At 71.9% G+C, this 26,499-nt stretch carries 24 protein-coding genes and 1 tRNA gene; 18 read left to right on the top strand and 7 right to left on the bottom strand.

The annotated features are described in order from the left end of the window. Nucleotides 1-44 precede the first annotated feature (44 nt). Both C2L59_RS41970 and C2L59_RS41965 read right to left on the bottom strand, forming a co-directional pair. Complete coding sequence (locus tag C2L59_RS41970) at nt 45-1,292, bottom strand: flagellar basal body-associated protein FliL (RefSeq protein ID WP_103355157.1); 1,248 nt, start codon at nt 1,290-1,292, stop codon at nt 45-47. A gap of 144 nt (nt 1,293-1,436) precedes the next feature. Beyond that, the gene (locus C2L59_RS41965; protein WP_233223993.1) at nt 1,437-2,753 is read right to left on the bottom strand and encodes a hypothetical protein; all 1,317 of its coding nucleotides are present in this window, start codon (nt 2,751-2,753) and stop codon (nt 1,437-1,439) included. Nucleotides 2,754-2,818: 65 nt separating this feature from the next. On the opposite strand from C2L59_RS41965, the gene C2L59_RS41960 reads away from it, so the two are divergent. Next, nucleotides 2,819-4,216, top strand: a complete 1,398-nt coding sequence (locus C2L59_RS41960) for a cyclopropane-fatty-acyl-phospholipid synthase family protein (RefSeq protein ID WP_103355156.1) — start codon at nt 2,819-2,821, stop codon at nt 4,214-4,216. 28 nt (nt 4,217-4,244) lie between these two features. Further along, nucleotides 4,245-7,424 (top strand): glycosyltransferase, encoded by a 3,180-nt coding sequence (locus tag C2L59_RS41955; RefSeq protein WP_103355155.1) that lies wholly within the window; start codon nt 4,245-4,247, stop codon nt 7,422-7,424. On the opposite strand, the gene C2L59_RS41950 is transcribed toward C2L59_RS41955, so the two are convergent. Beyond that, entirely contained in the window at nt 7,425-8,594 is a 1,170-nt protein-coding gene (locus tag C2L59_RS41950; RefSeq protein ID WP_146060510.1) for a hypothetical protein, read from the bottom strand. Between the two features lie 243 nt (nt 8,595-8,837). Here C2L59_RS41950 and C2L59_RS41945 point away from each other — a divergent pair, with 243 nt between their 5' ends. Continuing rightward, entirely contained in the window at nt 8,838-9,443 is a 606-nt protein-coding gene (locus C2L59_RS41945) for a hypothetical protein (protein ID WP_103355153.1), read from the top strand. On the opposite strand, the gene C2L59_RS41940 is transcribed toward C2L59_RS41945, so the two are convergent. Next, nucleotides 9,421-10,104 (bottom strand): alpha/beta hydrolase, encoded by a 684-nt coding sequence (locus C2L59_RS41940; protein ID WP_103355152.1) that lies wholly within the window; start codon nt 10,102-10,104, stop codon nt 9,421-9,423. The two genes, C2L59_RS41945 and C2L59_RS41940, sit on opposite strands and share 23 nt — an antisense overlap. A gap of 134 nt (nt 10,105-10,238) precedes the next feature. Here C2L59_RS41940 and C2L59_RS41935 point away from each other — a divergent pair, with 134 nt between their 5' ends. Beyond that, nucleotides 10,239-10,781, top strand: a complete 543-nt coding sequence (locus C2L59_RS41935; protein WP_103355151.1) for a DUF2716 domain-containing protein — start codon at nt 10,239-10,241, stop codon at nt 10,779-10,781. A 93-nt stretch (nt 10,782-10,874) separates the two neighbouring features. Next, nucleotides 10,875-11,276 carry an immunity 7 family protein gene (locus C2L59_RS41930; protein ID WP_103355150.1) on the top strand — a complete coding sequence of 134 codons (402 nt, stop codon included), beginning with the start codon at nt 10,875-10,877 and terminating at the stop codon, nt 11,274-11,276. A gap of 128 nt (nt 11,277-11,404) precedes the next feature. Here the strand turns inward: C2L59_RS41930 and C2L59_RS41925 are convergent. After that, nucleotides 11,405-11,477 (bottom strand) — tRNA-Gly (locus C2L59_RS41925). Between the two features lie 187 nt (nt 11,478-11,664). Here C2L59_RS41925 and C2L59_RS41920 point away from each other — a divergent pair. From C2L59_RS41920 to C2L59_RS41880, 9 genes are all read left to right on the top strand, one after another. Beyond that, on the top strand, nt 11,665-13,224 hold the full coding sequence (locus C2L59_RS41920) for a sigma-70 family RNA polymerase sigma factor (RefSeq protein WP_103355149.1): 1,560 nt from the start codon (nt 11,665-11,667) through the stop codon (nt 13,222-13,224). A gap of 103 nt (nt 13,225-13,327) precedes the next feature. Then, nucleotides 13,328-13,768 (top strand): hypothetical protein, encoded by a 441-nt coding sequence (locus C2L59_RS41915; RefSeq protein WP_013222080.1) that lies wholly within the window; start codon nt 13,328-13,330, stop codon nt 13,766-13,768. A gap of 12 nt (nt 13,769-13,780) precedes the next feature. After that, nucleotides 13,781-14,641 carry an Fpg/Nei family DNA glycosylase gene (locus C2L59_RS41910; protein ID WP_103355148.1) on the top strand — a complete coding sequence of 287 codons (861 nt, stop codon included), beginning with the start codon at nt 13,781-13,783 and terminating at the stop codon, nt 14,639-14,641. A 100-nt stretch (nt 14,642-14,741) separates the two neighbouring features. Next, entirely contained in the window at nt 14,742-16,067 is a 1,326-nt protein-coding gene (locus C2L59_RS41905; protein WP_103355147.1) for a histidine kinase, read from the top strand. Nucleotides 16,068-16,086: 19 nt separating this feature from the next. Next, on the top strand, nt 16,087-16,932 hold the full coding sequence (locus tag C2L59_RS41900; protein WP_103355146.1) for a S49 family peptidase: 846 nt from the start codon (nt 16,087-16,089) through the stop codon (nt 16,930-16,932). Nucleotides 16,933-17,089: 157 nt separating this feature from the next. After that, nucleotides 17,090-18,481: a carbohydrate-binding protein gene (locus C2L59_RS41895; RefSeq protein WP_103355145.1), complete on the top strand. Its 1,392-nt coding sequence runs from the start codon at nt 17,090-17,092 to the stop codon at nt 18,479-18,481. Nucleotides 18,482-18,564: 83 nt separating this feature from the next. Continuing rightward, nucleotides 18,565-19,398 (top strand): LytTR family DNA-binding domain-containing protein, encoded by an 834-nt coding sequence (locus C2L59_RS41890; protein ID WP_199199637.1) that lies wholly within the window; start codon nt 18,565-18,567, stop codon nt 19,396-19,398. A 13-nt stretch (nt 19,399-19,411) separates the two neighbouring features. Beyond that, complete coding sequence (locus C2L59_RS41885) at nt 19,412-19,936, top strand: hypothetical protein (RefSeq protein WP_103355143.1); 525 nt, start codon at nt 19,412-19,414, stop codon at nt 19,934-19,936. Between the two features lie 31 nt (nt 19,937-19,967). Further along, the gene (locus C2L59_RS41880; protein ID WP_103355142.1) at nt 19,968-21,758 is read left to right on the top strand and encodes a cation acetate symporter; all 1,791 of its coding nucleotides are present in this window, start codon (nt 19,968-19,970) and stop codon (nt 21,756-21,758) included. A gap of 60 nt (nt 21,759-21,818) precedes the next feature. On the opposite strand, the gene C2L59_RS48365 is transcribed toward C2L59_RS41880, so the two are convergent. Next, complete coding sequence (locus C2L59_RS48365) at nt 21,819-22,040, bottom strand: hypothetical protein (protein WP_199199635.1); 222 nt, start codon at nt 22,038-22,040, stop codon at nt 21,819-21,821. Nucleotides 22,041-22,306: 266 nt separating this feature from the next. On the opposite strand from C2L59_RS48365, the gene C2L59_RS41870 reads away from it, so the two are divergent. Then, nucleotides 22,307-22,666, top strand: coding sequence for a rhodanese-like domain-containing protein (locus C2L59_RS41870; RefSeq protein WP_103355141.1), 360 nt, complete (start codon nt 22,307-22,309; stop codon nt 22,664-22,666). A 2-nt stretch (nt 22,667-22,668) separates the two neighbouring features. Then, on the top strand, nt 22,669-23,709 hold the full coding sequence (locus tag C2L59_RS41865) for a DUF4328 domain-containing protein (RefSeq protein ID WP_103355140.1): 1,041 nt from the start codon (nt 22,669-22,671) through the stop codon (nt 23,707-23,709). Here C2L59_RS41865 and C2L59_RS41860 read toward each other — a convergent pair. Beyond that, entirely contained in the window at nt 23,706-24,296 is a 591-nt protein-coding gene (locus tag C2L59_RS41860; RefSeq protein ID WP_103355139.1) for a TetR/AcrR family transcriptional regulator, read from the bottom strand. The two genes, C2L59_RS41865 and C2L59_RS41860, sit on opposite strands and share 4 nt — an antisense overlap. Nucleotides 24,297-24,390: 94 nt before the next feature. Between C2L59_RS41860 and C2L59_RS41855 the strand changes: the two genes are divergently transcribed. Together C2L59_RS41855 and mca are read left to right on the top strand one after the other, a co-directional pair. Further along, complete coding sequence (locus tag C2L59_RS41855; RefSeq protein WP_233223991.1) at nt 24,391-25,737, top strand: DHA2 family efflux MFS transporter permease subunit; 1,347 nt, start codon at nt 24,391-24,393, stop codon at nt 25,735-25,737. Continuing rightward, nucleotides 25,734-26,499: mycothiol conjugate amidase Mca (gene mca, locus C2L59_RS41850; RefSeq protein ID WP_103355137.1), on the top strand; the 766-nt coding region annotated here is incomplete at its 3' end. The genes C2L59_RS41855 and mca, both read left to right, overlap by 4 nt.

The following is a 26,499-nucleotide window of genomic DNA, read 5'->3' as shown; positions in this document are numbered from 1 at the left end:
GAGGGACGACGTTCACCGACACGGCGAAGAGTCACCCAGAAGGGTCAGTTGTTCGTGCGCTCCGTCGGCGGTGCCTTCTGGACCTGGGCGGTCAGCAGCGTCTTGAACGAGCTGAGCGTCGCGTCCTTCGACGGGCCGAACGAGTCGATGATGATGACCCGGCTGTAGAGCACGTAGACCGCGCGGTACACCTGCTGGCTGCTGTCCGCCGCCGAGAACACCTGGACCCCGTGGAGGGACAGGTTGCGGTTGACGGTCAGGCCGCCTTCCTGCTCGGCGTTGCCGTACTCGGCCGCCACCGCGGCGGCGGCCTGCGCGTTCGGCAGCTCCAGCGCGAACAGGCCCAGCGTGACGTCGCCGTCCTTGGTCGTCTTGAGCAGGCCCTCGGTCATGCCGCTCTGCTTGAGCTTCTCGATGACCGTGGCCGGCAGGTACTTGGCCGACTGCAGCTTGTCCAGATCGAACTCGCCGCCGCCGGCGCGGGTGGTGCCGGCCGGGGTGACCAGGGCCGAGGAGTTGTCGCCCGGTTCCGGCTTCGCCGCGGGCGGCTCCGGGAGCGGCTTGACGGTCGGCGCGGGCGGCGGCTGCGGGCTCGAGCTCTGCGCCACCGGCGGCGTCGAGCCGCCGCCGTCCTTGATGAACAGCGCCCAGACGCCGAAGCCGAGGCCCACCACGACGAGCGCCGCGACCACGGCGAAGGCGATCTTCTTGCCCTTGCCCGACGACGGCTGCGTCTGGAAGCTCTCCGGGCCCTGGCTGATCCAGTCCGCGTTGTTCGACGGCGGCGCCAGCGGCGGGAACTCCGAGCCGCCCCACGGCGGGCTGACGTCCTGCTGCGGCGCGCCCCACGGGCTCTGCTGCTGCTGCATCGGCTGGGCGAACCCGCCGGCCGGGGAGTGCTGGGCGTACGGGGGCGGCGGCTGCTGCATCATCGGCTGCGGGAACCCGCCCGAAGGCGACGCCTGCTGCTGCTGCTGCTGCCACTGCGGGACGACCTGGGTCCGCTCTCCGCCGCCGGCGTCGGCCGCGGAGACGACCTGCGTCGCCTCGGCCGAGTTCGCCTGCTGGTCCGGCTGCCCGGGGGGCGACACCGGGGGGATGATCTGCGTGTCGGCGGCGGTGCTCGCCGCCTGCGGCGGCGCGGGCTGGACCGGGGCCTGGGCCTGGTTCGGGTCACCGGTCGAGACGGCCATGGACAGCACCCGGTCACGCCGCGCCCGGTATTCGTCGGCCGTCAGGTTTCCGGCCGCGAGCTCCTCGTCAAGCCTGCGCAGCTCTTCCTGCCAGGTCACCCCGGTACCCCCTTGGGTATATCGCTTTGTGGGTGCTGCTCACGCGGAGCGTGGCCGCACGGAGTCATTGTGCACGGGTGCGCTCACCTGTTCGTCGCCCACCACCCCGTCGTTACCTCCGCGTGGCGGATGCCGCGCCGCGGGTCAGCGGGGGTGCGCCGCCAGCACCTGGCCCAGCTGGTCGATGGTCTGGTCGCGCAGCAGCGCCGACGATCCGCCGATCACGCTGCGTTCGACCAGCTCGAAGGTGACGATGTCGCGGTCGGCGAACAGGCTCGTCATTTCCGGTGCGGTGCTCTGCGCGACGGTCTCGGCGTGCACGATGGTGACGTCCTGGCAGGTCGCGGCCAGGAACGGGCTGGCGAACTGGGTGAACGAGTCGGCCACGACCGCCATGTTGGGGGCGATCGAACCGGCCGGTGTGGCGCCGTCGGGCTGGGTCAGGCGCAGCGGGCTCTTGAAGTCGCTGGCGATGTAGCGCGTGCGGTCCGCGGTGCCGTCGGTCGAAAGGCTGTACGTGGTCAGCTGCCGCTGTTCATTTCGGCCCAGCACCCGGGCCAGGTCCGCGGGCCACGGCCGGACGCCGTTCGGCGCGGCCTGCCAGCCGGTGGTGCTGCCGGGCGCGATCGACGCGCCCAGCGCGTACGTCATGACCAGGCCGCCGTCGAACGACCAGTGCGTGTCGTTGCGGTCGTACAGCGGGTGCCCGACGCGCTTTTCGGCGTCGGCGAGCGCCGGCCGCAGGTCGATCGCGCCGGTCTCGCGCGGCACGCGGTTCCAGAACTCGGCGGTCCGCGCCTGCGCGCACGGCTTGCCGACGTAGGTGTCCGGCAGGTGGGACGGCTCTTCGCTGTACTTGTCCGGCGCGATGACCAGCTGGAACTTGCGGCCGGACTTCTCCACGGCGGCCCGCAGCTTCCGGAGCGCGGCGACGACGTGGTCGGTGTCCATCACCGGACGGCACCGCGCGTTGACGTCCTCGCCGAGGTACAGCCAGTTGTCCTTGCCCGGCAGCACGGTGGGGTAGACGTACCCCGGGACGTCGCCGTTGTCGGGTTTCCCCTGGTCGACGCCGACCGTGCCGCCGTTGTGGTTCGTGCCCTGGCCGGAGCCGGGCGGGTCGCCGAACAGGCCGGTGCCGACGGCGTCGGCGGCCTGGACGCCGGCCTGCCGCAGCGGCAGGTGGTCGGTCGCCCAGCCGGACAGGCCGGTGAAGAAGCCCCAGCCCTCGGAGAGGCTCGGGAACTCGCGCAGCGGCCGGTTTTCGAAGGCCGCGGGGTGCACGCCGACCGCCGAAAGGAACAACGGCGTCACGAAGAAGAAGGCCGCGCAGGCCAGGGCCGTGCGCTGGCGCTTGCTGTGCCGCGGCCGGTAGAGGTTGTGCTCCTTGGGGAGGAACGACTCCGGCGTCCTCGGCAGGCCCGCATCGGTGGGCGACTGCGACGGGGGACGGAACGACACAGCCGTATCCTAGCGCCGGGCCGGTGCCGAGCGGCCTCGAACGGGTGAACGCGAGGGGACAAGCGATGCGAGGGCCGGGTTACGACCAGCGGCTGGCCAGGGAGCGCGAGACCTTCGCCGGCCAGGAGGAGATCCACGGCAACCTGCCGCCGTCGGCCCACCGGTGGTCGAACCGGCACGTGCGCCCGAAGCTCGAAGCGCTCGGCGTCCCGGGCCTCGACGAGCTGATCGTCGGGCAGATCGCCGACCGCGCGCGGCAGCTGTCCCGCGACGCCGTGGTGCTGTCGCTGGGCAGCGGCAACGGCGACCAGGAGCTGGGCTGGCTGCGCGGCCTGGCCGCCGAAGGGCTGGACAACGTCCGGCTGCGGCTGCTCGAACTGAACCCCGAAATGCAGGCCCGCGCCGAGGCGTCGGCCCGCGAGCAGGGCGTGGCCGACCGCGTCGAGCTGATCACCGCGGACTTCAACACCTGGCGCGCCGACGCCGGCCACGACGTCGTCGTCGGGTTCCAGGCGCTGCACCACGTCCTCGACCTGGAACACCTCTACACGCAGATCAAGGACAGCCTGGCCGCCGACGGTGTGCTGGTCGTGCACGACATGATCGGCCGCAACGGGCACCGCCGGTGGCCCGAGGCGCACGAGGTCGTCGACCGGATCTGGGCGACGCTGCCGCCGCAGCTGCGCCGCAACGCGCTGACCGGAGAGATCGACGAGCAGTTCACCGACGTCGACTGCGCCGCGGACGGCTTCGAGGGCATCCGGGCGCAGGACGTCCTGCCGGTGCTGCTCGACTTCCTGCACCCGAGCCTGTTCCTGCCCTACGGCAACGTGATCGACCCGTTCGTCGACCGCATCTACGGCCACAACTTCGACCTGGCCGACCCCGCGCACGTCGCCCTGATCGACGAGCTCGGCGTGCTCGACGACAGCCTGCTCGACCTCGGGCTCGTCACCGGCACCCGGCTGACCGCGCTCTTCCACCCCACGCCGCAGCCGTTGCGCGTGTACGGCAACCGCACGCCGGAGCGGTCGGTGCGCGACACCCGGGTCGTCGACCCGGCCGGCCGCGTCTCGTTCCGGCCCGGCGGCGGCAACGGCGAACGGCTGGTGGGCGGCGCGGGGATCGTGACCGGCCGGATGAACGGCATCGCCCACGACGACTGGGCGGCGCCCTCGGTCGAGTTCCCCGTGCTGACCACCGCGCCGGTCGAGGTGTTCGAACTGAAGACCTACCTGCCGGACGACGCCACCGAGTACGGCAGCGTCACGGTGTCCGTCGACGGCGTCCCGGTCGCGAAGGCCGACGTCGGGGCGGGGCTGACCGAGCTCGTGCTGCCCGTCCGGCTCGACGCGCACCGGCAGGTGCGGCTCTCGTTCGACGCGGACTGGTCGGTGACCGCCGGTGGCGACCGGCGCACGCTGGCGTACGTCCTGGTCGGGCTGGGGCTGCTGGAAAGGTGAGATCGGCCGGACGGCTAATCTGCCCCGCATGGGCAAGGGGACGAGCGGTGACCGCCTGATCGAGTGGACCGGCGAGCGGTGCGTGCCGTGGACCGACGACCTCCAGGTGATCTACGAGCACTACCACCGCTACGCGTTCGCGGCCCGCTTCGCCGCGGGCAAGCGCGTTCTCGACCTGGCCGCCGGCGAGGGCTACGGCTCTGCCCTGCTCGCGCGGGCGGCGGCCGGCGTCGTCGGGCTCGAAATCGACCCGACGACCGTCGAGCACGCCCGGAACCGCTACCCGGACGTCCGGTTCGAGGTCGGTTCGATCACCGACCCGCAGGCCCTCGACGGCGAGGTCTTCGACGTCATCACCTGCTTCGAGGCCATCGAGCACGTCGACGAGCAGGACCGGCTGCTGGAGCTCGTCCGCAACCGGCTCGCGCCGGGCGGGGTCTTCCTCTGCAGCACGCCGGACATCGAGGTCTACACGCACGACCACGGCAACGAGAACCCCTACCACGTGCACGAGCTGACCGAGTCCGCGTTCCGGTCGCTGCTGGCCGCGAACTTCGCGCACGTCGTCGTGCTCCGGCAGAACGTCGCCGTCGGCTCGCTGATCCACGACAACGGCGCCGGCGCCGGGGCCGAGGTCCTCACCGTGCAGACCGACGACGCCGACGGCTGGGTCGTCGAGCCCGGGGCGCCGCACACGTACTTCGTCTCCGTCGCGTCGGCCGAGCCGCTCGAGGTGCCCTCGACGTCGGCGATGATCGACCCCAAGCTGACGCTCGTCGCCCGCGCCGCCGCCGAGGCGGGACGGCTGCGCGACGACCTCGGCCGCACCGAGGCGGAGCGGGCGCAGGCGAGCGCGTCCGTCACCCGGCTCACCGGCGAACTCGCCCAGGTCACCGCGGCCGAGCAGCGCGCGTCGGCCGAGCGCGACGAGGCGCTGCGGCAGGCCGGGCGCGCCCGCGAAGACCGGCAGCGCGCGGCCGACGAACTGAGCCGGCTGCAGCGCAAGGCGGGCTACGACCGCGAACGGCTGGACTGGCTGGCCGGCAACAACACCAGCCTCAGCGAGACCATCGGCCGGCTCGCCGCCGAGAACGAGAAGCTGCGGGCCGACACGTCGGCCCTCGTCCAGCGGGCGATCGGCAAGTACCGCCGCGGGATCGAGCGGTACGCGCCGCGCGGCACCCGCCGTCGCGACTTCTACGAGACGGCGCTGGGCCGGCCCGCCGGCGTGCTGCCCGGCGCGCCGGTCGCGGTGCCCGGGCCGGTCGCGGTGACCACCAGCGACCAGCCGATCGTCAGCGTCGTCATCCCGGTCTACGGCAACTGGCGGTTCACCCGCGGCTGCCTCGACTCGATCCAGCGGCACCTGCCGTCGACGCCGTTCGAGGTGATCGTCGTCGACGACAAGTCGCCGGACGACTCCGCCGACCGTATCGCCGCCTGCGCCGGGGTCCGGCTGGTCCGCGCACCGCGGAACCTCGGGTTCGTCGGCGCCTGCAACCTCGGCGCCGAGCACGCGCGCGGCGACTTCGTCATGTTCCTCAACAACGACACCGAAGTCCGGCCCGGCTGGCTGGACGAGCTGGTCGCCGTCGTCGAGACGCGGCCCGACGTCGGGCTCGTCGGCTCGAAGCTGGTCTACCCGGACGGCCGCCTGCAGGAGTGCGGCGGCATCATCTGGGCCGACGGCACCGGCTGGAACTACGGCAGGCTGCAGAACCCGGACGCCCCCTGGTTCCAGGCCCTGCGGGACGTCGACTACTGCTCGGGCGCGGCCCTGCTCGTCCGCCGCGAGCTGTTCGAGCGCATCGGCGGCTTCGACAAGCGCTTCGCGCCCGCGTACTACGAGGACACCGACCTCGCGTTCGCCGTGCGGGCGGCCGGGTACCGGACGATGGTCCAGCCCGCGTCGGTCGTCGTGCACCACGAAGGCATCACCAACGGCACGGACGTCTCCTCCGGCGTGAAGCGCCACCAGGAGCTCAACCGCGGCGTCTTCGTCGACAAGTGGAGCGTCCAGCTGCGCGACCACCTCCCCGAGGCGAGCCCGCGCGCGGTGTGGGCCGGGCGGCAGCGCACGCCGGACGGCCACCGCGGCGGCACCGTGCTCGTCGCCGACCACCAGGTGCCGATGCCGGACAAGGATTCCGGCTCGGTGCGGATGTTCCGCATCCTCGAACTGCTCGTCGGCCTCGGCGAGCGGGTCGTGTTCATGCCGCTCAACAACGCGCTCCCGGAGCCGTACGCCGAAGCGCTGTACCGCGCGGGCGTCACGGTGGTGACCGGGCTCGGCGAACAGCTGGAGTTCCTGCGCGACGCCGGTGCCGACCTGAGCCTGGCCGTGCTGTCGCGGCCGCACGTCGCCTGGCAGCTGCTGGAGCAGGTCCGCGAGCACGCGCCCGACTGCGTCATCGCCTACGACACGGTCGACCTGCACTTCGTCCGGCTCAACCGCCAGGCCGACCTGGCCGCGCAGCTCGGGAACACCCGCGAAGAGCTGACGCTGCGGCGGCGGGCCGAAGTGCTGCGGGAGTCGGAGCTGGGCCTGACCCGCGCCACCGACGTCACCTTCGTCGTGTCCGATGTGGAGCGTGCGCTGCTGGCGGAGCTCGTGCCGTCGGCGCGCGTCGAGGTGCTGTCCAATGTGCACTACGCCGACGGTTCGGTGGCCGTCCCCGAAGGCCGGTCCGGGGTGTTGTTCGTCGGCAGCTTCGACCACCTGCCCAACCGGGACGCGGCCCGCTGGCTGGCGGAGGAGATCATGCCGCTGGTGCGCCGCCGCCGTCCGGACGCGGTCGCCCAGATCGTCGGCAGCAACCCGCCGCAGGAGGTGTTCGACCTGGAACGCGACGGCGTCGTCGTCCGCGGCTGGGTGCCGAACCTCGACAGCGCTTACCGCGAAGCCCGGGTCGTCGTCGCGCCGCTGCGCTTCGGGGCCGGGGTGAAGGGAAAGCTGGGCGAGAGCCTCGGTTACGGCGTCCCGGTCGTCGCCACGCCGCTGGCCGCCGAAGGCATGCACCTGACGCACGGGCAGGACGTCCTCGTCGGCGGTTCGGCGCAGGAGCTGGCCGACGAGATCGTCACCGTGCTCGAGGACGACAAGCTGTGGCAGCGGCTGTCCGAAGAGGGCAAGACCGTGGTGGACCGGCTCTTCGGCGCCGACGTCGCCCGGCGCACCCTCGCCGGGGTGCTCGACCGGCGCGGGTGATCAGCTCGGCGGCAGCGCTTTCTTGAACACCGCGACGGCGTTGTCCAGGCTGGTCTTCAGCTCGTTCTTGTCCTTGGCGAAGGGCTGGGACGCCCACAGCACGATGGCGACCTTGCCCGAGGTGTACCAGGTGCCGTCCATCCGCAGGTCGCCGTTGCGGCCGGTGACCGTCGCCTGGTCGGCCGGGATCGGGGCGAACCCGCCCGCACCGGCCGCCTCGCGCAGGTAGTCGACGATCGCCTTCGCGCCGTCCTCGTTCTCGGCGGGGATCGCGTAGCCGAGGAACCCGGTGTCGCCGGCCGAGGAGGCGCGGTACACCAGCTGCGTGACGCCGTGCTGCGAAAAGACCTGGGCGGCTTCACGCGGGTACAGCTTCAGGTCGAGCCCGCGGGCCAGCGACATCGCGGAGCTCTCCGGGTGCTGCAGCCCGGGCAGCGGCGGCACCTGGTCCTCCAGCTGCGGCTGGGCCGCGGCGGCCGGCGGCTGCGTCACGGCGGGGGTGAACGTCGACAGCGCGTTGGGCTTCTCGTCGCCGCCCCCGAGCCAGAGCGTCGCGCCGATGATCATGCCCAGCACCACCAGCACGCCGAGCGCGATGAACGGCCAGGGCCGCCCGGACCGCCCGGACGACTCGCCGTCGGTGGCCCACCGGTGCTTGCCGGCCGGCTCGTCGGGTTCGGCGAGCGGTTGCGGCGGGCGCGATTCGCCGCCCGGCGGCGTGATCGGCGGAAACCGGCTGCCCGGGCCGTGCTCCGCCGGGCCGTCGACGCGCAGGTAGCGGGTCGGCGTGATGTCGGCCGGGCTCGGCGCGGTCGTCATGTGGTCGGGGATGGCCGGCACCTGGCTGGTGGACAGCGTCTGCGGCAGCCCGGTCCGCTGCCACGGCGGGGGCGGCACGGCCGGGCGGGGCGACTCGATGCGCTGCGGCGGCAGGACCGGCTGCATGGGCGGCATGGGTGGCATGGGCTGGGCGGCACCCGGGCGGCTCGCCGGGTTCACGCTCCGCCAGGTTTCACCCGGACGGCGCAGCGGCGAGGGCACCGGTGACGGCACCGTCGAACCGGAGGCCTGCGCGAGCAGCTCATCCCGCTGTTTGCGGTGGTCAGCGGGCTCGATGCGACCCTCGGCAAGCTCCGCGTCGAGACGGCGAAGCTCTTCCTGCCAGCTCATCCTTGGGACCCCCATCCACCGTTCGGGGCATCAGTCTGGCACGGGCGGCCGACCTGCGAGGTTGCGGTTTGAGGTTGATCGGCAACGTAGCGCAAGTCCGGCGTTTGCGGGAGTCCCGGAACCTGCCTCGACCGGGTCACCCGTCAGGCTCCGGAAACTGTCGTACATATGTTCTAAAATTGGCGTTGTCCAGGGGAGATGCCGCCCGCGAGCGCGGGTGGCGTGATGGAGGAAGGCAGGGCCATGGCCTACATCACCCTGTCCACGTTCGTGGGCTACAGCGCGAGTTCCGGGCCGTCGCGGTCGTCGTTCGTCCGGCGGCAGCGCCGGCAGTACGAGGATCCGGCGCGGGCGGCGTTCAACTACTACCGGCGGGCGGCCAACGCGGTGCGCTCCGGGCGGGCGGCGAACCAGGACGAAGTCGCCTTGCGCGCCCTCGTCAACGCCGCCGACGAGCGGACGAAGCCGCACTACGCGGCGATCGCCGAGGGCTGGCTGCGGTACCTCGGCCGGAAGTCGCCGCGGCTGGTCGACGTCGGCCGCGGCCGGTGCCGGATCGGCGACCTCGAGATCGGCGTCAGCCCGCAGATGGGGCTGCGCAAGAGCGACGGCCGCCGGTACGCGACCTGGCTCTACTTCAAGGAGGAGCCACTGGCGAAGGCCTCGGCGCAGCTCGCGCTGTGGGTGCTGGAGCAGGCGATGCCCGACATCCTGCCCGGCGGCGAGGCGCTGGTGATCGACGTCCGCCGCGGGAAGGAGTACCAGCTGTCCGCCCGTGACCGCGAACGGCTGCGGCCGTGGGCCCGCAGCGAGGCGTCGGCGTTCCTCACCCTCTGGGACGCGGCCTGAGCAGCACGCCGGCCAGCAGGTCCGGCTGAGTGACGAAGGGGTGGTGCGCCACCGGCAGTTCGACGACGTCGGTGGCGCGCGCCGCCTGGGCCCGCTGGGTCGCGGGCAGCGTCGCGCGGTCCTCGGCGCAGACGATGTAGGTCGACGGGGTTTCCCGCCACGCAGCCCGGGTCGCCGGCTGGCCGAACACCGCTTCGTGCTGGGCGGTGAGCCGGGCGGCGGCCGCGGCGTAGTTCGGGTCGTCGAAGTCCTGGGCGAACAAGGGGCGTACGAACTCCTCGCGGACACCGGCGGTGCCGTCGCCGTGGCTGAGGTGCCACGGCGGCGGTTCGCCGGTGCCGAAGTCCGCGAGTGACTCGCCGACGTCCGGCAGGAACGACGTCACGTAGACCAATCGGTGTACTGCCGGGTGTTCACCGAGTGTGGTGATCACCATGCCGCCGTACGAGTGGCCGACGAGCAGGGCGGGCTCGTCGGAGGCGTCGAGCAGCGCGCGGACGGCCGCCGCGTCGGCGTGCAGATCACCGCGCGGCTCGCCTTCGCAGCTCGGCAGCACCGCCGCTGAGCTGCGCAGACCGTGCCGGGAGAGCACGTCGGCGGTGGGCTGCCACCACCACGCGCCGTCGCGGACGAAGGCGCCGTGGACGAAGAGGACTCGCATGGTGACAACTTGGCAGAACCCACCCGGACGGGTGGCCACAGTTCGCGGCGGGCGGACGAGGACTGGACAAACCGGAGGCCGAACACGAAGCTTTCGCGTGTTCTTCCGTGCCTGGCCAAGTTGAGGGCGTAACCGTGAATGCTGCCTGGGAAGCCGTCTCCCGCGTCGTCGACGAGCCCGCCTGGTACTGGGTGTACGACAAGCTGGCGTTCTGGCCGAGCACCTACGCCCACGCCTGGCCCGGGTTCCGCGAGCCGGCGCCGTCGCGGACGTGGGACCTGTCCCCGGGTGACCTGGACCGCGCGTCCGCGGAGTTCCGCCTCGGCCCGTACGCGGTCGAGGAGCACCAGGTCGCGACGATCGCGCTGGCCGCGTTCCGCGAGGTGTGCGGCCCCGACGAGTGGATGTGGGCGCTGCACTGGCAGCACCAGTCCTACCGCGTCCGCCCGCACCTGATGTCGGGGAGCGCCCGCTGGCCGGTGCCGGTGTTCCCGCGCGCGGACTACCACCTGTTCCTGGCGGCGGACTTCTCCTACGGCACGCTCGGCCACCCGTGGGAGCGGACGTTGTGCGTGTTCGGCGAGAAGCTGGTGCCGGCGTTCGAGCGGCTGGGCGAAGGCGTGCTGCCGAACGTGCTGCGCCGCGACGGAAAGCCATCCGTGACAACCGGGGCTTAGCCCCGGGCCGGGGGCTCCGCCACCCGGACCCCCGAAGGGCAGTCCGAGCTGGCCCGCTGATCCGCCGCTTGATCTCTTGCTACCGTTCTGCAGGTGTTCGAATATCACGGCTGGGTGACCATCCAGGCGACCGCGAGCGGCGACGACGACGCGGCGCTCCTGGAGCGCCTGGTCGACCGCGTCCACCGCGCGATCCGCGACGCGGGCGACTTCGACCTGGTCGACCTCCGCTGGAGCGCGGGCATGCCGATGCTCCACTTCGGCGGCTTCGACAAGCACGGCGGTCACCTGGCCACCGAGATCCTCAACCTCTTCACCCGAGCAGGTGAATTGGCGCCGGGCTCCTACGGCCTCCTCCACACCTGGGACGACCAGGACACGGAGAACGACAACAACTTCCGCGTCTACCGAATGGCCCGAGGCCAGATAACCGAGCGCGAAGACCCCCACCTGACCCCAGTGGCCCCGACAGTCCTGGACATCTACGAGCTCTAGGCCCCCCACAGGGGCACCCCACCCAGGTCTCGCGAAGGCACCGTGGGGGTCCAGGGGGCTTGGCCCCCGGGTGAAATAGCGAAGGGACCGTGGCCTGCGTTTCCGCCGGCACACGGCCCCTAGTCGCGAGCGGATGACGGGATTCGAACCCGCGACCCTCACCTTGGCAAGGTGATGCGCTACCAGCTGCGCTACATCCGCGTTGTCTTGCTGATGGAAGGAACTCTATACCCTCCGCGTCCGGGCTCCGTCACCGGGGTCCCCCGCCTTCCGGCCGGTGCTTCGGCGTCACAGCTGGCGTACAAGGGGTGACGACGGCTGAATCCCTCCGTATGGTGTCTCCATTCGACCGAATGGTGAGACCTTCGGGGAGGAGGTGCCGGGCCGGATGACCGAGCTGGGCACGGTGCCGCCACAAGCGGCCTCGGAATCCGACGAACAGGCACTGTTGCAACGGCTTCGCGACGGTGAGGACGCCGCGTTCGGGGAGCTGTTCGAGCTGCACGCCGCCGCGGTCCGCCGGCTCGCGCAGAGCCTGGCCGCCGACCGGTCCGAAGCGGAGGACATCACCGCGGAGACCTTCTTCCGCGTGTTGCAGGCCCTGCGGCGGGGGGCCGGTCCCCGTGACTACGTCCGCGCCTACCTGCTGACCGTGGCCCGCCGGGTGTCCTGGGAGTGGCACGGGGCCCGCCGGGACGTCCCGGTTTCGGACGACGAGCTGACGTTCCGCGCCGGGGCGGGTGCCGACACGCACGCCCGGACGGCCGAGCACACGCTGATCACGACGGCGTTCACCAGCCTGCCGGAGCGGTGGCGGACGGTGCTGTGGCAGACCGAGGTCGAGGGTGAGCAGCCCGCGATGGTCGCGCCGCACTTCGGGTTGAGCGCGAACGCGACGGCCGCCCTGGCCCGCCGGGCGCGCCAGGGCCTGCGGGCGGCCTACCTGCAAGCACACCTTTCGGTGAACCGCGGCCCGGACTCGTGCCGCGCGGTCGTCGAAAAGCTCGGCGGGTTCACCGCGGGCAGCGTCACCGGCGCCGAGGCCGAGCGGATCAAGGCGCACCTGCACGGCTGCCCGTCGTGCCGGGCGACCCAGGACGAGCTGCGTGACGTCTGCTCGTCGCTGCGCGCGCACGCCGGGGTGCTGGTGCTGCTGGTGCCGGCCGCCGCGTCGGCAGGCGGCGGGGTGCTGGCCGGGCTCGGCGCGACGATCAAGGGCGTGCTGGTCGGCTCCAAGGTCAAGATCGGGCTGGCGCTGGCGTCGACCGCCGCGGTGGGTGCCGTCGGTGTCGCGGCCGGGCCCGTGCTGTTCGGGTCCACGGCGGTGCAGGACGTCGGGCTGACCGGCGGTGCGCCCGAGCTCGTGGTGGTGCCGCCGCCCGAGCCGCACCAGGAACCGCCGCCGCAGGCCCAGTCGGAGCAGCGGATCGGGATCGGCGTGCTCAACGGCCGCGGCACCGGGGTCGCGGTGCCGGCCCGGGCGCGCGCTGGTGAGCGGCACGTGGCCGCGAACGAGGTGCCGGGCCTGCCGGTCGCCGGGGACGTCCCGGTCGGGGACGTGGCCGGGCCCGCCGGGCAGCCGATCCCGCGCGAGGACCTGACGTCCTCGACGTTCAGCGCGTCCGACCACCCGGCGACGTCGCCGCGGCTGGACACGTCGAAGCCGGACCTGACGATGACGACCGAGTCCACCGACCCGACGTTGCCGAAGGACGCCGAAGCGCCCGAGCTGTCGCCGACCGGCCGTCCCGGTGCGCCGACGCTCGACGGGAAGCCGGCGCCGAAGGACGACGAGACCGCGACGACGACCGGGACCGCGGAGCCGTCGACGACGGTGACGCCGACCTCGGGGAAGCCGTGCCCGAGCAGCACCACCTCCGCCGTCACCGGGCCGGGCGAACCGCTGGATCCGGCGCCGGCCGTTCCGCCGCCTTCCGAGCCGCAGTGACCGCTTCCGGCGGGCGGGATGTCCGGTTCCGGCCTCGCGCGGGTGCGGCCGGGCACGGTACCGTTGGGGCGCTCACCCTGCGGGCGCCCCGGGAGGCAACTGAATGAACCGGCTGGTACGCGGCGAAGACGGCCGCGACTGGGTGGTCCGTGCCCAGATGGAATGGCGCGCACCGGCGACGGCCGACGACTTCGAGCACGACGTCGCGGGCAGCTACGGGCCCGGGATCGCGATGATCGTGGTGACCACGCTGCTGGCCGTGATCCTCGTCGTGTGGACGCCCGACCAGGTCAACGTCCCGGCGTGGGTGCTGCTCGCGCTGCTGCTGGTGGTCTTGTTCTTCCCGTTGCGGTGGATCCTGCGCCGCCCGTGGACGGTGGTCGCCGAAACCGAGGGCGACGTGACCGGCGACCGGCCGTCCGAGCGCTGGGTCGGCACCATCCGCGGCATGTTCACCGTGCAGGGCGAGGTCAAGAAGATCTCGAAGACCATCCAGCGGCACTCGCTCCCGGATTTCGACGGGCCGCTTCACCCGGTCGAGTAGGACACTGAGGCCATGCCCGAGCTACCCGAGATCGAAGCACTGGCCCACTACCTGCGCGAAAACGCCGTGGGGCGGACGATCTTCCGCATCGATGTCGCATCGCTGAGCGTGCTCAAGACGGCGACGCCGCCGTGGACCGAGCTGCACGGCCGCGAGATCACCGGGGCAACCCGGCACGGCAAGCACCTCGACGTCGTGGCCGGCGACCTGCACCTGGTCATCCACCTGGCCCGCGCGGGCTGGCTGCGCTGGTCCGACGGCCTGGCCGCGGCGCCGCTGAAACCGGGGAAGGGCCCGATCTCGCTGCGGGTGCACCTCGAGTCGGCGACCGGGCCCGGGTTCGACCTCACCGAGGCGGGCACGAAGAAAGGCCTGGCGGTGTGGATCGTCCGCGACCCGCAGGAGATCGCCAGCGTCGCGCGGCTGGGGCCGGACGCGCTGGCGCTCGACGCCGCCCGGCTGCGGGAGCTGTTCGCCGGCAAGACGACCCGGCTGAAGTGGGCGCTCACCGACCAGTCGCTCATCGCCGGGATCGGCAACGGCTACTCCGACGAGATCATGCACCGCGCGAAGCTCTCGCCGTACGCCACGGTCGGCAAGCTCGACGAGGGGACGCTGGAGGTCCTGGCCGAGGCGATCCACGAGGTCGAAACCGACGCCGTCGAGCGCTCGGTGGGGCAGAAGGCGGCGCGGCTGAAGGGGGAGAAGCGGTCGGGTCTGCGGGTCCACGCGCGCACGGGGCTGCCGTGCCCGGTCTGCGGCGACACGATCCGCGAAATTTCCTTCGCCGACAAATCGTTCCAGTACTGCCCGACCTGCCAGACCGGCGGCAAGCCGCTGGCCGACCGGCGGATGTCACGCCTGCTCAAGTAGGCGCCCACGGACGCTCGGTAGGGTCGTGTCCACCCTCCGTCGGCACAGTTGGACAGAAAGTGGGATTCAGGCCTTGCACGCCGTTGGCCGAGCGCAGAGCATGGACGCCGTGTCCGGGTTCCCGCTTGCGCAGATCATCCCGTGGGGGGTCGCGGTGCTGCTCGGCATCGCGGTGGTCGTGCTGCTCGTGAAGCAGCGCAGGCCGGCCAGCGTGGTCGAAGACGCCATGCTGCAGGCGGTGCACCGGATGTCGAAGGCGGCCCCGAACCTGCGGTCCGGCCTGGACGAGGACGCCGCCGACAAGATCACCACCCAGCTGCTGCAGATGCTGGACTGCGTCGCGGTCGGCATCACCGACAGCGAGGGCACGCTGCTGTCGTGGGACGGCGAGGCGAACGAGCACTACGTCGACCTGGTCGAGGCGATCGGCGCGGCGATCCGCAAGCACCGGCGCGAGGTCGTGGCGCACGACCGGATGCCGTGCAACCACCGCGGCACCTGCCGGATGAAGACCGCGGTCATCGTGCCGCTGCTGGTGGAGGGCGAGACCGAGGCGGCGCTGATCGTCGTCGGCCGGACCCGCGGCCGGCTGGTGCAGATGGCCGACGCCGTCGCCCAGTTCGTCTGCACCCAGTTCGAGCTGGCGCGCCTGGACGAGTCCAAGCACCAGCTCCAGCAGGCCGAGATCAAGGCGCTGCGCGCGCAGATCTCGCCGCACTTCGTCTACAACGCGCTCAACACGATCTCCGCGCTGATCCGCACGGACCCCGAAGAGGCGCGAGAGCTGCTTCAGGACTTCGCCGACTTCACGCGCTACTCGTTCCGGACGTCGGGCATGTTCACCTCGCTCGCCGAGGAGCTGCGCAACATCGACCGCTACCTGACCATCGAGAACGCCCGGTTCGGCGGCCGGCTCGAGGTGCGGATGAAGATCGCGCCCGAGGTGCTCAGCGTGGTCGTGCCGTTCCTGATCATCCAGCCGCTGGTGGAGAACGCGGTCAAGCACGGGCTGGCCAGCAAGCCCAGCGGCGGCTGCGTCACGGTGATCGCGCAGGACTACGGCACCGAAGCGCTGATCAGCGTCGAGGACGACGGCATCGGCATGGACCCGCGGCGGCTCAACGAGCTCAAGAGCGCCCACCGCACCGGCGCCCACGTCGGTCTGGGCAACATCAACCAGCGCATGCAGCAGGTGTTCGGCAGCGACTACGCGGTGATGGTCGAGACCGCGCCGGGCGCGGGCATGAAGGTGACGCTGCGGGTGCCGAAGTTCGTCCCGGGTGTCCGGCCGAACATGCCGGACTACAGCTCCGACAACGACGCAGGCGAGGCCGACGTCCCGGCCCAGGGCGGGCCCGCCCAGCTCAACGGCGCCGAGGTGAACGGCGTCAACGGCACGCGCTCCGGCATCCTCCCCATGGGCTGAATCCGGCTAGCCTGGCGGTATGAGCGTTACGGACAAACTGGCTTCGCGGATCCCGGTCCTGGCCGACCGCGTCGAGCGCAAGGACGTCGTGGCCGTGGTGAAGCTGCACGGCGTGATCACGCCGTCGCCGTCCCCGCTGGCCAGGGGCGCGATCAACCTGGCCGCGGTCGAATCGGCGCTGACCAGGGCGTTCGGGCACGAGCGGCTGAAGGCGGTCGCGCTGCTGATCAACTCGCCGGGTGGCGCGCCGACGCAGTCGGGCCTGGTCGCCGAGCGGATCCGGCAGCTGGCCGACGAGAAGGGCGTGCCGGTCCTGGCGTTCTGCGAGGACGTCGCCGCCTCGGGCGGCTACTGGCTGGCCTGCGCGGCCGACGAGATCTACGCCCACCGGACGTCGATGGTCGGCTCGATCGGCGTGATCAGCGGCGGCTTCGGCTTCACCGGGCTCTTGGAGCGGTTCGGCATCGAGCGCCGCCTGCACACGGCGGGCGCGAACAAGTCGCGCCTGGACCCGTTTTCGCCGGAGAAGCCCGAAGACGTCGAGTGGCTGAAGAAGATGCACAGCCAGCTCCACGAGCTGTTCGTGAACTGGGTCAAGGAGCGTCGCGGCACCCGCCTGACGGAGGCGGAGGACCTGTTCACCGGCGACGTCTGGCTCGGCGCGAAGGCGGCTGAGCTCGGCCTGATCGACGGCCTCGGCAGCCTCCGGCAGGTCATCACCGAGCGCTACCCGGACGCGGACATCTCGGTGGCCGAGCCGAAGAAGCCGCTGCTGGCCCGCTTGGGTCTGGGTGCCCCGGCGGCCGCGTCGGCGGTGCTGGACGCGGTGACGCAGAAGGCGGCGTGGTCGCGGTTCGGCCTCTGACGCGGATGTCCGGTTCGGGTACTTCCGGGCAGTCTTTGTGACCTGAATCACTCGACCTCGGTAACGCCTCTGGAATCGCCGTGAGGCCTCGGGTCTCCTTGTCGACGGGCTTTGTTGTGAACGGCAACAAATCCGGTCGACAAGGAGGTCGTACCCGATGCCCCACTCCCGCAGACTCACCCTCGGCGCGGTGCTTGGCGCCGCACTCATCGCCATCCCGCTGACCATGCCCGCCGCGGCCTCCATCCCGCCGCCGGAATCGGGCTGGACCACGGTGTTCGCCGACGACTTCACCGGCGGCTCCGGTGCGCTGCCGGCCGGCGCGAACTGGATCATCGACACCGGTCACGGCTACCCCGGCGGCCCCGGCAACTGGGGCACCGGCGAGATCCAGAACTACACCGCCAGCTCGGGCAACGTCTCCCTCGACGGGTCCGGCAACCTCCGCATCACGCCGTTGCGCGACGGGGCGGGCAACTGGACATCGGCGCGGATCGAAACCCAGCGGGCCGACTTCAAGCCGCCCGCCGGCGGGGTCATGCGGATCGAAAGCCGGATCCAGATGCCGAACGTCACCGGCGCCGCCGCGCTCGGCTACTGGCCCGCGTTCTGGGCCCTCGGCGGCCCGTACCGCGGCAACTACTGGAACTGGCCCGCCATCGGCGAGTTCGACATCATGGAGAACGTCAACGGGATCAACTCCGTCTGGGGCGTGCTGCACTGCGGCGTCAACCCGGGCGGCCCGTGCAACGAGACCACCGGCCTGCCGAGCAGCCGCGCGTGCCCCGGCAGCAGCTGCCAGTCGGCCTTCCACACCTACCGCTTCGAATGGGACGCGAGCACCAGCCCGCAGGTGTTCCGCTGGTTCGTCGACGGCCAGCAGTTCCACTCGGTGAGCCAGAACCAGGTCGACGCGACGACCTGGGCGAACATGACCACCCACCAGGGCTACTTCGTGCTGCTGAACGTCGCCATCGGCGGCGCGTTCCCGAACAACAACTCCGGCACCACCACGCCGGGGCCGGGCATCGTGCCGGGCCACCCGATGGTCGTCGACTACGTCACGGTATCCACCCGCGGCGGCAGCGGCGGCGGCACGACGACCCCGCCGACCACGACCACGCCGCCGTCCGGTGGCAGCAGCGCCTACCGCACCATCCAGGCCGAGTCGTTCAGCCAGCAGTCCGGCGTGATCACCGAGGCCACCACCGACAGCGGCGGCGGGCAGGACGTCGCCGCGGTGGCCAACGGCGACTGGGCGCTCTACCCGAACGTCGACTTCGGGAGCAGCGCGGCGACCAACTTCCAGGCCCGCGTCGCGTCCGGGGCGGCGGCCGGCGTCAGCGGGCTCGTCGAAGTGCGGCTCGACAGCCGGTCCAACGCGCCCATCGGCAGCTTCGCGGTGGGGAACACCGGCGGCTGGCAGAGCTGGCGGACCGTCCCCGCGAACGTCACCGCGGTGACCGGCGTGCACAACGTGTACGTGACGTTCACCAGCGGCCAGCCCGCGGATTTCGTGAACCTCAACTGGTTCACCTTCGTGCACTGAGACGAGGGGCCCGCGGCCCCCGGCCGCGGGCCTTCCCACTTCAGGCAGACGGGGGCTGGACATTGCACTCGGCAATGGGCAGGATGCGTTTCACTGTGAGTGCTCACGATGACACCCGGAAACTCGTGGTCCTGGCCGTGGACGACGAGCCGAACGGTCTTGACGAACTCGTCCACTGCCTGCGCAACAGCCCGCACGTGGCGAAGGTGTTCCCGGCGATCGACGCGTCCGAGGCGCTGCGGTTGCTGTCCACCGACGACCCGCGGCTGCGCGAGCGCAAGGACCGCGGCCTGCCGATCGTCGACGCCGTCTTCGCCGACATCGACATGCCGGGCCTGTCCGGGATGGAGATGTCCCGCGTGTTCGCCGCGCTGCGGCCCTCGCCCGCGCTGGTGTTCGTCACCGGCCACGCCGAAGAGGCGGTCAACGCCTTCGACCTCGGCGCCCTCGACTACGTGCTCAAGCCGTACCAGCAGGACCGCCTCGACCGCGCGATCTCGCGCGTGATCGACAAGCTGGCCGCGGCCGCCGCGCCGCCGCCCGGCGCGCTCGGCGGTGAGCCGGTGAAGAACGACGACGAGGTCATCCCGGTCGAGCTGGCCGGCACCACCAAGCTCATCCCGCGCTCCTCGGTCCGCTGGGTCGAGGCCCAGGGCGACTACGCGCGGCTGTTCACCACCGAAGGCAGCCACCTGGTCCGCATCCCGCTGGCCCAGCTCGAAGAGCGCTGGGAAAAAGCCGGGTTCGTCCGGATCCACCGGTCGTTCCTGGTCGCCCTGCCGCTGATCACCGAGCTGCGCATGGGCCAGGGCGGCTACCAGGTCGTCATCGGCAACGAGGAGAAGGTGCTGCCGGTCAGCCGTCGGCACACCCGCGCGCTGAAGGACCGGCTGGTCGGTTCGGGCCGGAACGGCTGAGCCGGGCCCGGCCATGACCGACGACTTCTACGAGCACCGCGCGAACGGCGTCCGCGAACCGGATCCGACGCTCGGCCGGCGCGCTCCGCGGCCGCTGCCGCAGCCCACGGACCGCGCCGTCGTCGAGTCGCTGCCGCCCGCACCGGAGAACGAGCCGCCGAAGCCGGAGCACCACGCGAAACCCAAGCGGGAGCGGGTGATCCTCAACGATCCCCGCCGCGGCGCCGGCACCCTGCGCGCCCGCGTCGAGCTGGAGGAACAGACCAGCTGGGGGAAGCTGCTCGTCCGCGACCACCTGGTGAAGGTGCAGCTGCGGACGGCGTTGCTGCTCGCGCTGCTCGTCGTCGTCGTGTTCGGTTCGCTGCCGCTGCTGTTCTACGCGTTGCCCGGCTTCTCCCGCGCGAGCTTCCTGGGCATCCCGGTGGCCTGGCTGATCCTCGGCGTGCTGCCGTTCCCGTTCCTGTTCGGGGTCGGCATCTGGTACAACCGGCTGGCCGAACGCAACGAACGCGCGTTCGTGGACATGATCGAAAACTAGTTTCGCACTATCCCGTGCGAGGATTCCTCCCGTGCAGTTGAACCCGTGGGCCCTGACCGGCATCGTGCTGGTCGCCGTGGTGACGCCCTACCTCGGTCACCGCTCCTCGCGGTCGGCGACGAGCACGCACGACTTCCTGGTCGCGCGGCGCACCGTGCGGTCGCGCCGCAACGCCGCGGCGATCTCCGGTGAGTACCTGTCGGCGGCGTCGTTCCTCGGCATCGCCGGGATCGTGCTCAAGGACGGCGCCGACGCCCTGTGGTTCCCGATCGGCTTCACCGCGGGCTACCTGGCGCTGATGCTGTTCGTGGCCGCGCCGCTGCGCCGGTCCGGCGCGTACACGCTGCCCGACTTCGTCGAGATGCGGCTCGGCTCGAAGGGGCTGCGGCGGTTCTCCACGGCGTTCGTCGTGTTCATCGGGATCCTGTACATGGCCCCGCAGCTGCAGGGCGCCGGCCTGACCCTGGCGACGGTCCTGCCCGTGCCGGCCTGGGCGGGCGCGATCGCGGTGATGGTCGTGGTCGCGTTCAACGTGATCGCCGGCGGGATGCGCGCGATCACCGTCATCCAGGCCTTCCAGTACTGGGTCAAGCTGTTCGCGATCTCGGTGCCCGCGTTCGTGCTGTGCATGGTCTTCTTCGCCGGCGGCGGCCCGGACGGCTTCCGCCCGCTCGGGGCCGCCGCGCCGCCGGTGTTCACCAGCGACACCACGGTCGACGTGCAGACCGACGTCACCCTGCACGTCACCACCGACACGTTCCTCTACGCCTACGGCCGCACCGACAACGGCCCGGCGGCCGGCCCGACGCACTGGACGCCGCTGGCGCCGCACACGGTGTCCGAAGGCACCAAGCTCAAGTTCGTGGCCGGCACGCCGGTCCCGGTGGTCAGCGATTCCGTCGCGGACAACGCGAACTGGCTGCACCCGGGCTCGGGCAGCCTCACCGACCTGCTCCAGACGTACTCGCTGATGTTCGCGACGTTCCTCGGCACGATGGGCCTGCCGCACGTGCTGGTCCGCTTCTACACCAACCCCGACGGCAAGGCCGCGCGCCGCACGACCGTGCACGTCCTGCTGCTGCTCGGCCTGTTCTACCTCTTCCCGACGCTGCTGGGCGCGCTGTCGCGGATGTACGTCCCGGAGCTGCTGGTCACCGGCAAGTCCGACGCGGCGATCCTGCAGCTGCCCACGGCGATGCTGCCGGGGGTCGGCGGCCAGCTCCTCGGCGCGGTGACCGCCGCGGGCGCGTTCGCCGCGTTCCTGTCCAGCACGTCCGGGCTGCTGGTGAGCGTGGCCGGGGTCGTGTCGACCGACCTGCTGCCCGGCCGGGTGCGCGACTTCCGGGTGGCGACCGCGCTGGTCGCCCTGCTGCCGATCGCGCTGGCGGTGGGGCTGCGGCCGGAGGACATCTCGCTGTCGATCGGGCTGACGTTCGCGCTCGCCGCGTCGACGTTCAGCCCGCTGCTGCTGCTGGGCATCTGGTGGCGCAAGCTGTCCTGGCCGGGCGCGCTGGCCGGGATGTTCGTCGGCGGCGGCCTGGTGCTGGCCGCGCTGGTGGTCAACGTCGTGAGCGGCTACACCGGCGGCTGGGCGCCCTGGTTCGTCAACCAGCCCGCGCTGATCACCGTCCCGGCGGCCTTCATCACGACGTACCTGGTCAGCCGCGTCACCGGCTACGGCCGCCCGGAGCACGTCCACGACATCATGCTGCGCCTGCACGCGCCCGACCCGCTCGGCTTCATGCGGGACAGGGCGGTCGCCCGGTTCGGCCAAGCCGAAGAGAAAACCCGCGTCGCCGGCCGCGGCCGCCACCGCAAGTAACCCGTGTCGTCCTCCCCATCACGCGTGTCGCCCTGCCCTGGTGAGGCGGACACGGGGTTTTCAGGCAGCGTGGGCCTGAGCGTAGTAGGCGGTCCGGGCTTCGGCCGGGGTGTGCTGACCGACCGTTGAGCGCAGGCGGCGGTGGTTGTAGTAGCGCAGCCAGGTGAAGATGACGATGGCCAGGTAGAGCCAGCCTTCGAAGGTGGGCAGGCAGGTGATGTCCCCGGCCAGCCGCAGTCCCGGCGCCGGGGCAGTGAGGTCCCGGCGGATCACATCGGACACCGGAGCGACCGGCCCGGCCGCGGGAGCGGTAGGTCATCGATCCGTCTCGCGCGAACAATAGGCGGCTGCTTTCCGCAGGATTTCCTTCTCTCTTTTGCAGCTCAGCGACCTGCTTCCGCAGCCGCGTCAGACCCCTGTCTGGAATCAAGGGTGTCCGGCCCCGGGGGGCAACCCCACATGCGTGATGCCTCCCTGATCACGCGAGATGCCCGAACCGCACAAGTGATCCGCTACCTCACGCGCGGGCAACGCCTCCGCATGGCAGCATGGGAATCGTGGTGAGCCCTGCTGAACTGCCGACCGCCGAGGTCCGCGACCTGCCCAAGGACGGCCTCGTGCTGCTCGACGTCCGCGAAGACGACGAGTGGGCCGCCGGCCACGCGCCCGGCGCGGTGCACATCCCGATGGGCGAGCTGCCCGCGCGTGTCGGTGAACTGGCCGATCTGCCCGAAGACCAGCCGATCCACGTGATCTGCCGCAGCGGCGGCCGGTCCGCCCGGGCGGCCGCGTGGCTCAACCAGAGCGGCTGGGACGCGGTGAACGTCGCCGGCGGTATGGGCGCGTGGCAGCGCGAAGGCCGTCCGATGGTCGGCGAGCACCCCGGCATCGAACCCGAAGTGATCTAGCCTTGCACCCGGGGCAGCCTCCGGCCGGGCAGCAGCCGTACCCGCCCGGGTACTGGCCGCGCCAGGCGCCGCCGCCGTCGGCCCAGCAGCTGCAGGGCCGGACGCTGGCGGCCCAGCCGGAGCCGTACCCGTACCACCGCCGTCCGGTCCACCGGCCGAAGCTGCGCTGGGTGGCGACCCCGCCGCCCGGCGCGTGGCCGCGTCGCCGCGTGGTGGCGCCGGAGCCGTACCTCGGCCCGCCGTCGTACCCGGTCCCGCCGCGCTGGGGGTTCCCGAACCTGGTCTGGCGGCGCCCGACGTCGGTGCCCGGCACGGCGTCCGACGAGGTCCGCCCGATCGACCGGGTGCCGGTGCTCAGCCGCAGCGTGGTCGTCGTCCTGTTCGCGTTCGCCGTGCTCGCCGCGGTCGCGGCCGGCGCGGAGGTCTGGCGGTACGTGCTGCTCGCCCAGGGCCGCGACGCCGCCCTGTCCCGTTCGGTGGTGGCGTTCTCCGACGGGTTCGTGCTCACCGCGGGGCTGCTCGCCTCGATCCTCGCGCTGCTGCCCGCCGGGCTGTCGCTCTGGTGGCTGCTGGTCGCCCGCCAGGCGGCGGCGGACGTGTCGGGCGACGACCCGCCGCGGCCGCCGTGGCAGGTGCTGGTCGGCGTTCTCGTGCCGGTGGCGAACCTGCCGCTGGCGCTTTCGGTCGTCGGCGAGCTGGAGCACGCGGTGCTGGGCCGCTCGCGTGACGTCCGGCCGAAGCCGTCGCGCCAGGTGCTCGTGTGGTGGGGTGCCTGGCTGCTGAACTGGCTCCTGCTCGGCGCGTCGATCGTCTGGCGCTTCCGCGACGACGTGCAGTCGATGGCCGACAGCGTCGTCCTGGTCGCGCTGACCGACCTGTCCGCGGCCGCGCTGGCGGTGCTGACGGCCCTGGTCGTCCGGCGGTTCTCGGCGCTGCTGGTGCCCTGGGACGCCCGGGCCGTGCGCGAGATGCGCGTGCTGAAGGTCGAGGGCGCGCCCGAGCCGGAGCTGCGGGCTTCGCGGCCGGCCGGCGCCGCGCGCTAGTACCGCCCGAAGGCCGGTTCCAGCTGGTCGAAGGCCTGTTCTGCGATCGGCCACAGCTGGTCGACGATGGCCTTCTCGTCCTCCAGGGTCCGGTCGAACACCTCCTGGAAGAGCACCCGCAGGACCGTGGCGAGGTGCGCGGCGGCGAGCACCGGCGTGACGTCTTCTCCGGGGTGCCGTCGGACCAGGAGGTCGGTCAGCGCCGCCTCGCGTTCGCGGTGCATCTCGTGCAGCGCGTTCGTCAGGACCGAGCTCTCCTTGATCATCCGCACGAACCCAGGGCCGGAGAAGCCGATCAGCGCGTGTTCGGCGCCCAGCGCCTCGAAGTAGAGCTCGCGCGTGTCGTGGAAGGCGCTGTCGCGGACCAGGGTGGCGGGCCAAGCCACGAAGTCGGCGCGGATGTCGAAGACCAGGTCCTCCTTGCGCGGGAAGTGGTTCGTCACGGTCATCTTGGCGACTCGCGCCTCGGCGGCGATGTCCGCGATCGTCACGTCCTCGAAGCCGTTCCGGATGAACAGCCGGGTCGCTACATGGGAGATGGTTTTCCTGGTCTCGTGCTTCTTCTGGGCGCGGAGTCCCTCGCTCATGGGATCACTCTACTAGGTCGGACCCAAGTTTGGGCTTGACCCATTGACTGGGTCGGACCTAATCTGAGGTTCGACCTAGTCAACGGGGGTGAGCATGACGACGGCAGTCCGGTCGGATGCGGCGCTGTGGCGGCTCGGCGGCGTCCTGATCATGGGCGCGGTGCTGTCGATCCTGGACGCGACGATCGTGACCGTCGGGATCGACTCGATCGCCCATGACCTGGACAGCCCGCTGACGACGGTGCAGTGGGTGGCGAGCGCGTACCTGCTGGCGGCGTCGGCGGCCATCCTGCTGTCGGGCTGGCTGACCGACCGGTTCGGCGGCCGCGCGGTGTGGCTGGCGGCGCTGGCGATTTTCACCGCGGGCACGCTGCTGTGCGGCTTCGCCTGGTCAGCGCCGGCGTTGATCGCGTTCCGGGTGCTGCACGGGCTGGGCGGCGGCCTGATGCAGCCGGTCGGGCAGGCGGTGTTCGCGCAGGCGGCGGGGCCGGCCCTGGGCCGGATGATCGGCGTGATCACCCTGCCGGCGACGGTGGCCCCGGTGCTGGGCCCGATGCTCGGCGGCGCACTGGTGGCGGACCTGGGGTGGCGCTGGATGTTCTTCGGTGTCGTCCCGCTGGGCGTGGCGACGTTCGTCTTCGCCCGCCGGCTCCTTCCGGCACCGGCGCCCGACGGCGCGCGCGAACCGCTGGACGTCCGGGGGCTCGCGTTGCTCTCGCCCGGGCTGGGCGCGCTCGTCTACGGCCTGGCCGAGGGGGTGGCCGTCGCCTGGGTGGCCGGCGCCGCGCTGCTGGTGGCGTACGGCGTCCACGCCTCCCGGAGCGCGTCACCGGTGCTCGACCTGAAGCTGTTCCGGAACAGGGGGTTCGCGGTCGCGAGCGTGAGCACGTTTCTGCTCGGGGCGTCGCTGTACAGCTCGATGCTGCTGCTTCCGCTGTACTACCAGCAGGTCGAGCACGTGAGCGCGTTGCGGGCCGGGTTGCTGCTCGCGCCCCAGGCGCTCGGCTCGGCGGCGGTGCTGCTGGCGAGCGGCCCGCTCCTGGCCCGGTTCGGCCCCTGCCGGACGATGCTGGCCGGCACCGGCCTGTCCCTGCTGGGCACGATCGCCTTCACCCGGCTCGGATCGGCGCCCGGCGGCGTTCTGCTGACCCTGTCCCTGCTGGTCCGCGGCGCCGGCCTGGGCGCGGCGACGGCACCCGGCATGACGACGCTGTACGGCTCGCTGGAGCGGTCCCGCATCCCGCGGGCGGCGAGCGCGTACAACGTGGTCAACCGCATCGGCGGCTCGCTGGGCACGGCCCTGCTGGCCGCGATCCTCCACGACCGGCTCACGGCCACGTTCCCACCGGCGGCGTTCGGCACCACGTTCACGTGGGCCCTGGCCCTGTCGGCGCTGACGTTGGTCCCCGCCCTCTTCTTCCCCGCGAAAGGCCCCCGATGACCCTCCGCCTCCTGAGCGTCCACGCCCACCCGGACGACGAGTCCAGCAAGGGCGCGGCCACCTTGGCCCGCTACGCGGCCGAAGGTGTCGACGTCCTGGTCGCCACGTGCACCGGCGGCGAACGCGGCGACGTCCTGAACCCGGCCCTCGACACGGCCGAGACGTGGGCGGACCTGCCGGCGATCCGCCGTCGCGAGGTGGCCGAAGCCGCCGCGATCCTGGGCGTCCGCCAGCGTTTCCTCGGCCTGGTCGACTCCGGCCTCCCCGCCGACGGCGAGCCACTGCCCGACGGCAGCTTCGCGGCCCTCCCGCTGTCGGAAGCGGCGGCCCCGCTGGTGGCCCTGATCCGCGAGTTTCGCCCGCACGTGGTGATCACGTACGACGAAACGGGCGGCTACCCCCACCCGGACCACATCCGCACCCACGAGGTCACGATCGAAGCCTTCCGGGCGGCCGCCGACCCGGCTCGCTACCCCGGCACCGGCTCACCATGGCGTCCCCAAAAGCTCTACTACCAGGCGGTCTTGAGCCGAGCGTGGTTCGAGGCCCTGCACGAGGCCACCCTGGCCGCCGGCCAGGAGTCGGCGATGGCGGGAGTCCTGGCCGAACTCCCACCCGACAAGCTCCCGGTCACCACCCGAATCCGCTGCGAGTCGTACTTCGCCACCCGCGACCGGGCCCTCCTGGCCCACCAAACCCAGGTCAACCCAGCCCACCCGTTCTTCGCCCACTCACGCGAAATCGAGCGCCAGGTCTGGCCCC

It is taken from the genome of Amycolatopsis sp. CA-128772 (genome assembly GCF_002904295.1).
Classification (GTDB): domain Bacteria; phylum Actinomycetota; class Actinomycetes; order Mycobacteriales; family Pseudonocardiaceae; genus Amycolatopsis.
This window is presented reverse-complemented; position numbering and strand designations above follow the sequence as displayed.

Coding starts and splice junctions, on each gene's coding strand:
- C2L59_RS41960 (WP_103355156.1), top strand. CDS start 2,819: ATGCGAGGGCCGGGTTACGACCAGCGGCTGGCCAGGGAGCGCGAGACC.
- C2L59_RS41955 (WP_103355155.1), top strand. CDS start 4,245: ATGGGCAAGGGGACGAGCGGTGACCGCCTGATCGAGTGGACCGGCGAG.
- C2L59_RS41950 (WP_146060510.1), bottom strand. CDS start 8,594: ATGAGCTGGCAGGAAGAGCTTCGCCGTCTCGACGCGGAGCTTGCCGAG.
- C2L59_RS41945 (WP_103355153.1), top strand. CDS start 8,838: ATGGCCTACATCACCCTGTCCACGTTCGTGGGCTACAGCGCGAGTTCC.
- C2L59_RS41940 (WP_103355152.1), bottom strand. CDS start 10,104: ATGCGAGTCCTCTTCGTCCACGGCGCCTTCGTCCGCGACGGCGCGTGG.
- C2L59_RS41920 (WP_103355149.1), top strand. CDS start 11,665: ATGACCGAGCTGGGCACGGTGCCGCCACAAGCGGCCTCGGAATCCGAC.
- C2L59_RS41915 (WP_013222080.1), top strand. CDS start 13,328: ATGAACCGGCTGGTACGCGGCGAAGACGGCCGCGACTGGGTGGTCCGT.
- C2L59_RS41910 (WP_103355148.1), top strand. CDS start 13,781: ATGCCCGAGCTACCCGAGATCGAAGCACTGGCCCACTACCTGCGCGAA.
- C2L59_RS41905 (WP_103355147.1), top strand. CDS start 14,742: ATGGACGCCGTGTCCGGGTTCCCGCTTGCGCAGATCATCCCGTGGGGG.
- C2L59_RS41900 (WP_103355146.1), top strand. CDS start 16,087: ATGAGCGTTACGGACAAACTGGCTTCGCGGATCCCGGTCCTGGCCGAC.
- C2L59_RS41895 (WP_103355145.1), top strand. CDS start 17,090: ATGCCCCACTCCCGCAGACTCACCCTCGGCGCGGTGCTTGGCGCCGCA.
- C2L59_RS41890 (WP_199199637.1), top strand. CDS start 18,565: ATGCGTTTCACTGTGAGTGCTCACGATGACACCCGGAAACTCGTGGTC.
- C2L59_RS41885 (WP_103355143.1), top strand. CDS start 19,412: ATGACCGACGACTTCTACGAGCACCGCGCGAACGGCGTCCGCGAACCG.
- C2L59_RS41870 (WP_103355141.1), top strand. CDS start 22,307: ATGGGAATCGTGGTGAGCCCTGCTGAACTGCCGACCGCCGAGGTCCGC.
- C2L59_RS41860 (WP_103355139.1), bottom strand. CDS start 24,296: ATGAGCGAGGGACTCCGCGCCCAGAAGAAGCACGAGACCAGGAAAACC.
- C2L59_RS41855 (WP_233223991.1), top strand. CDS start 24,391: ATGACGACGGCAGTCCGGTCGGATGCGGCGCTGTGGCGGCTCGGCGGC.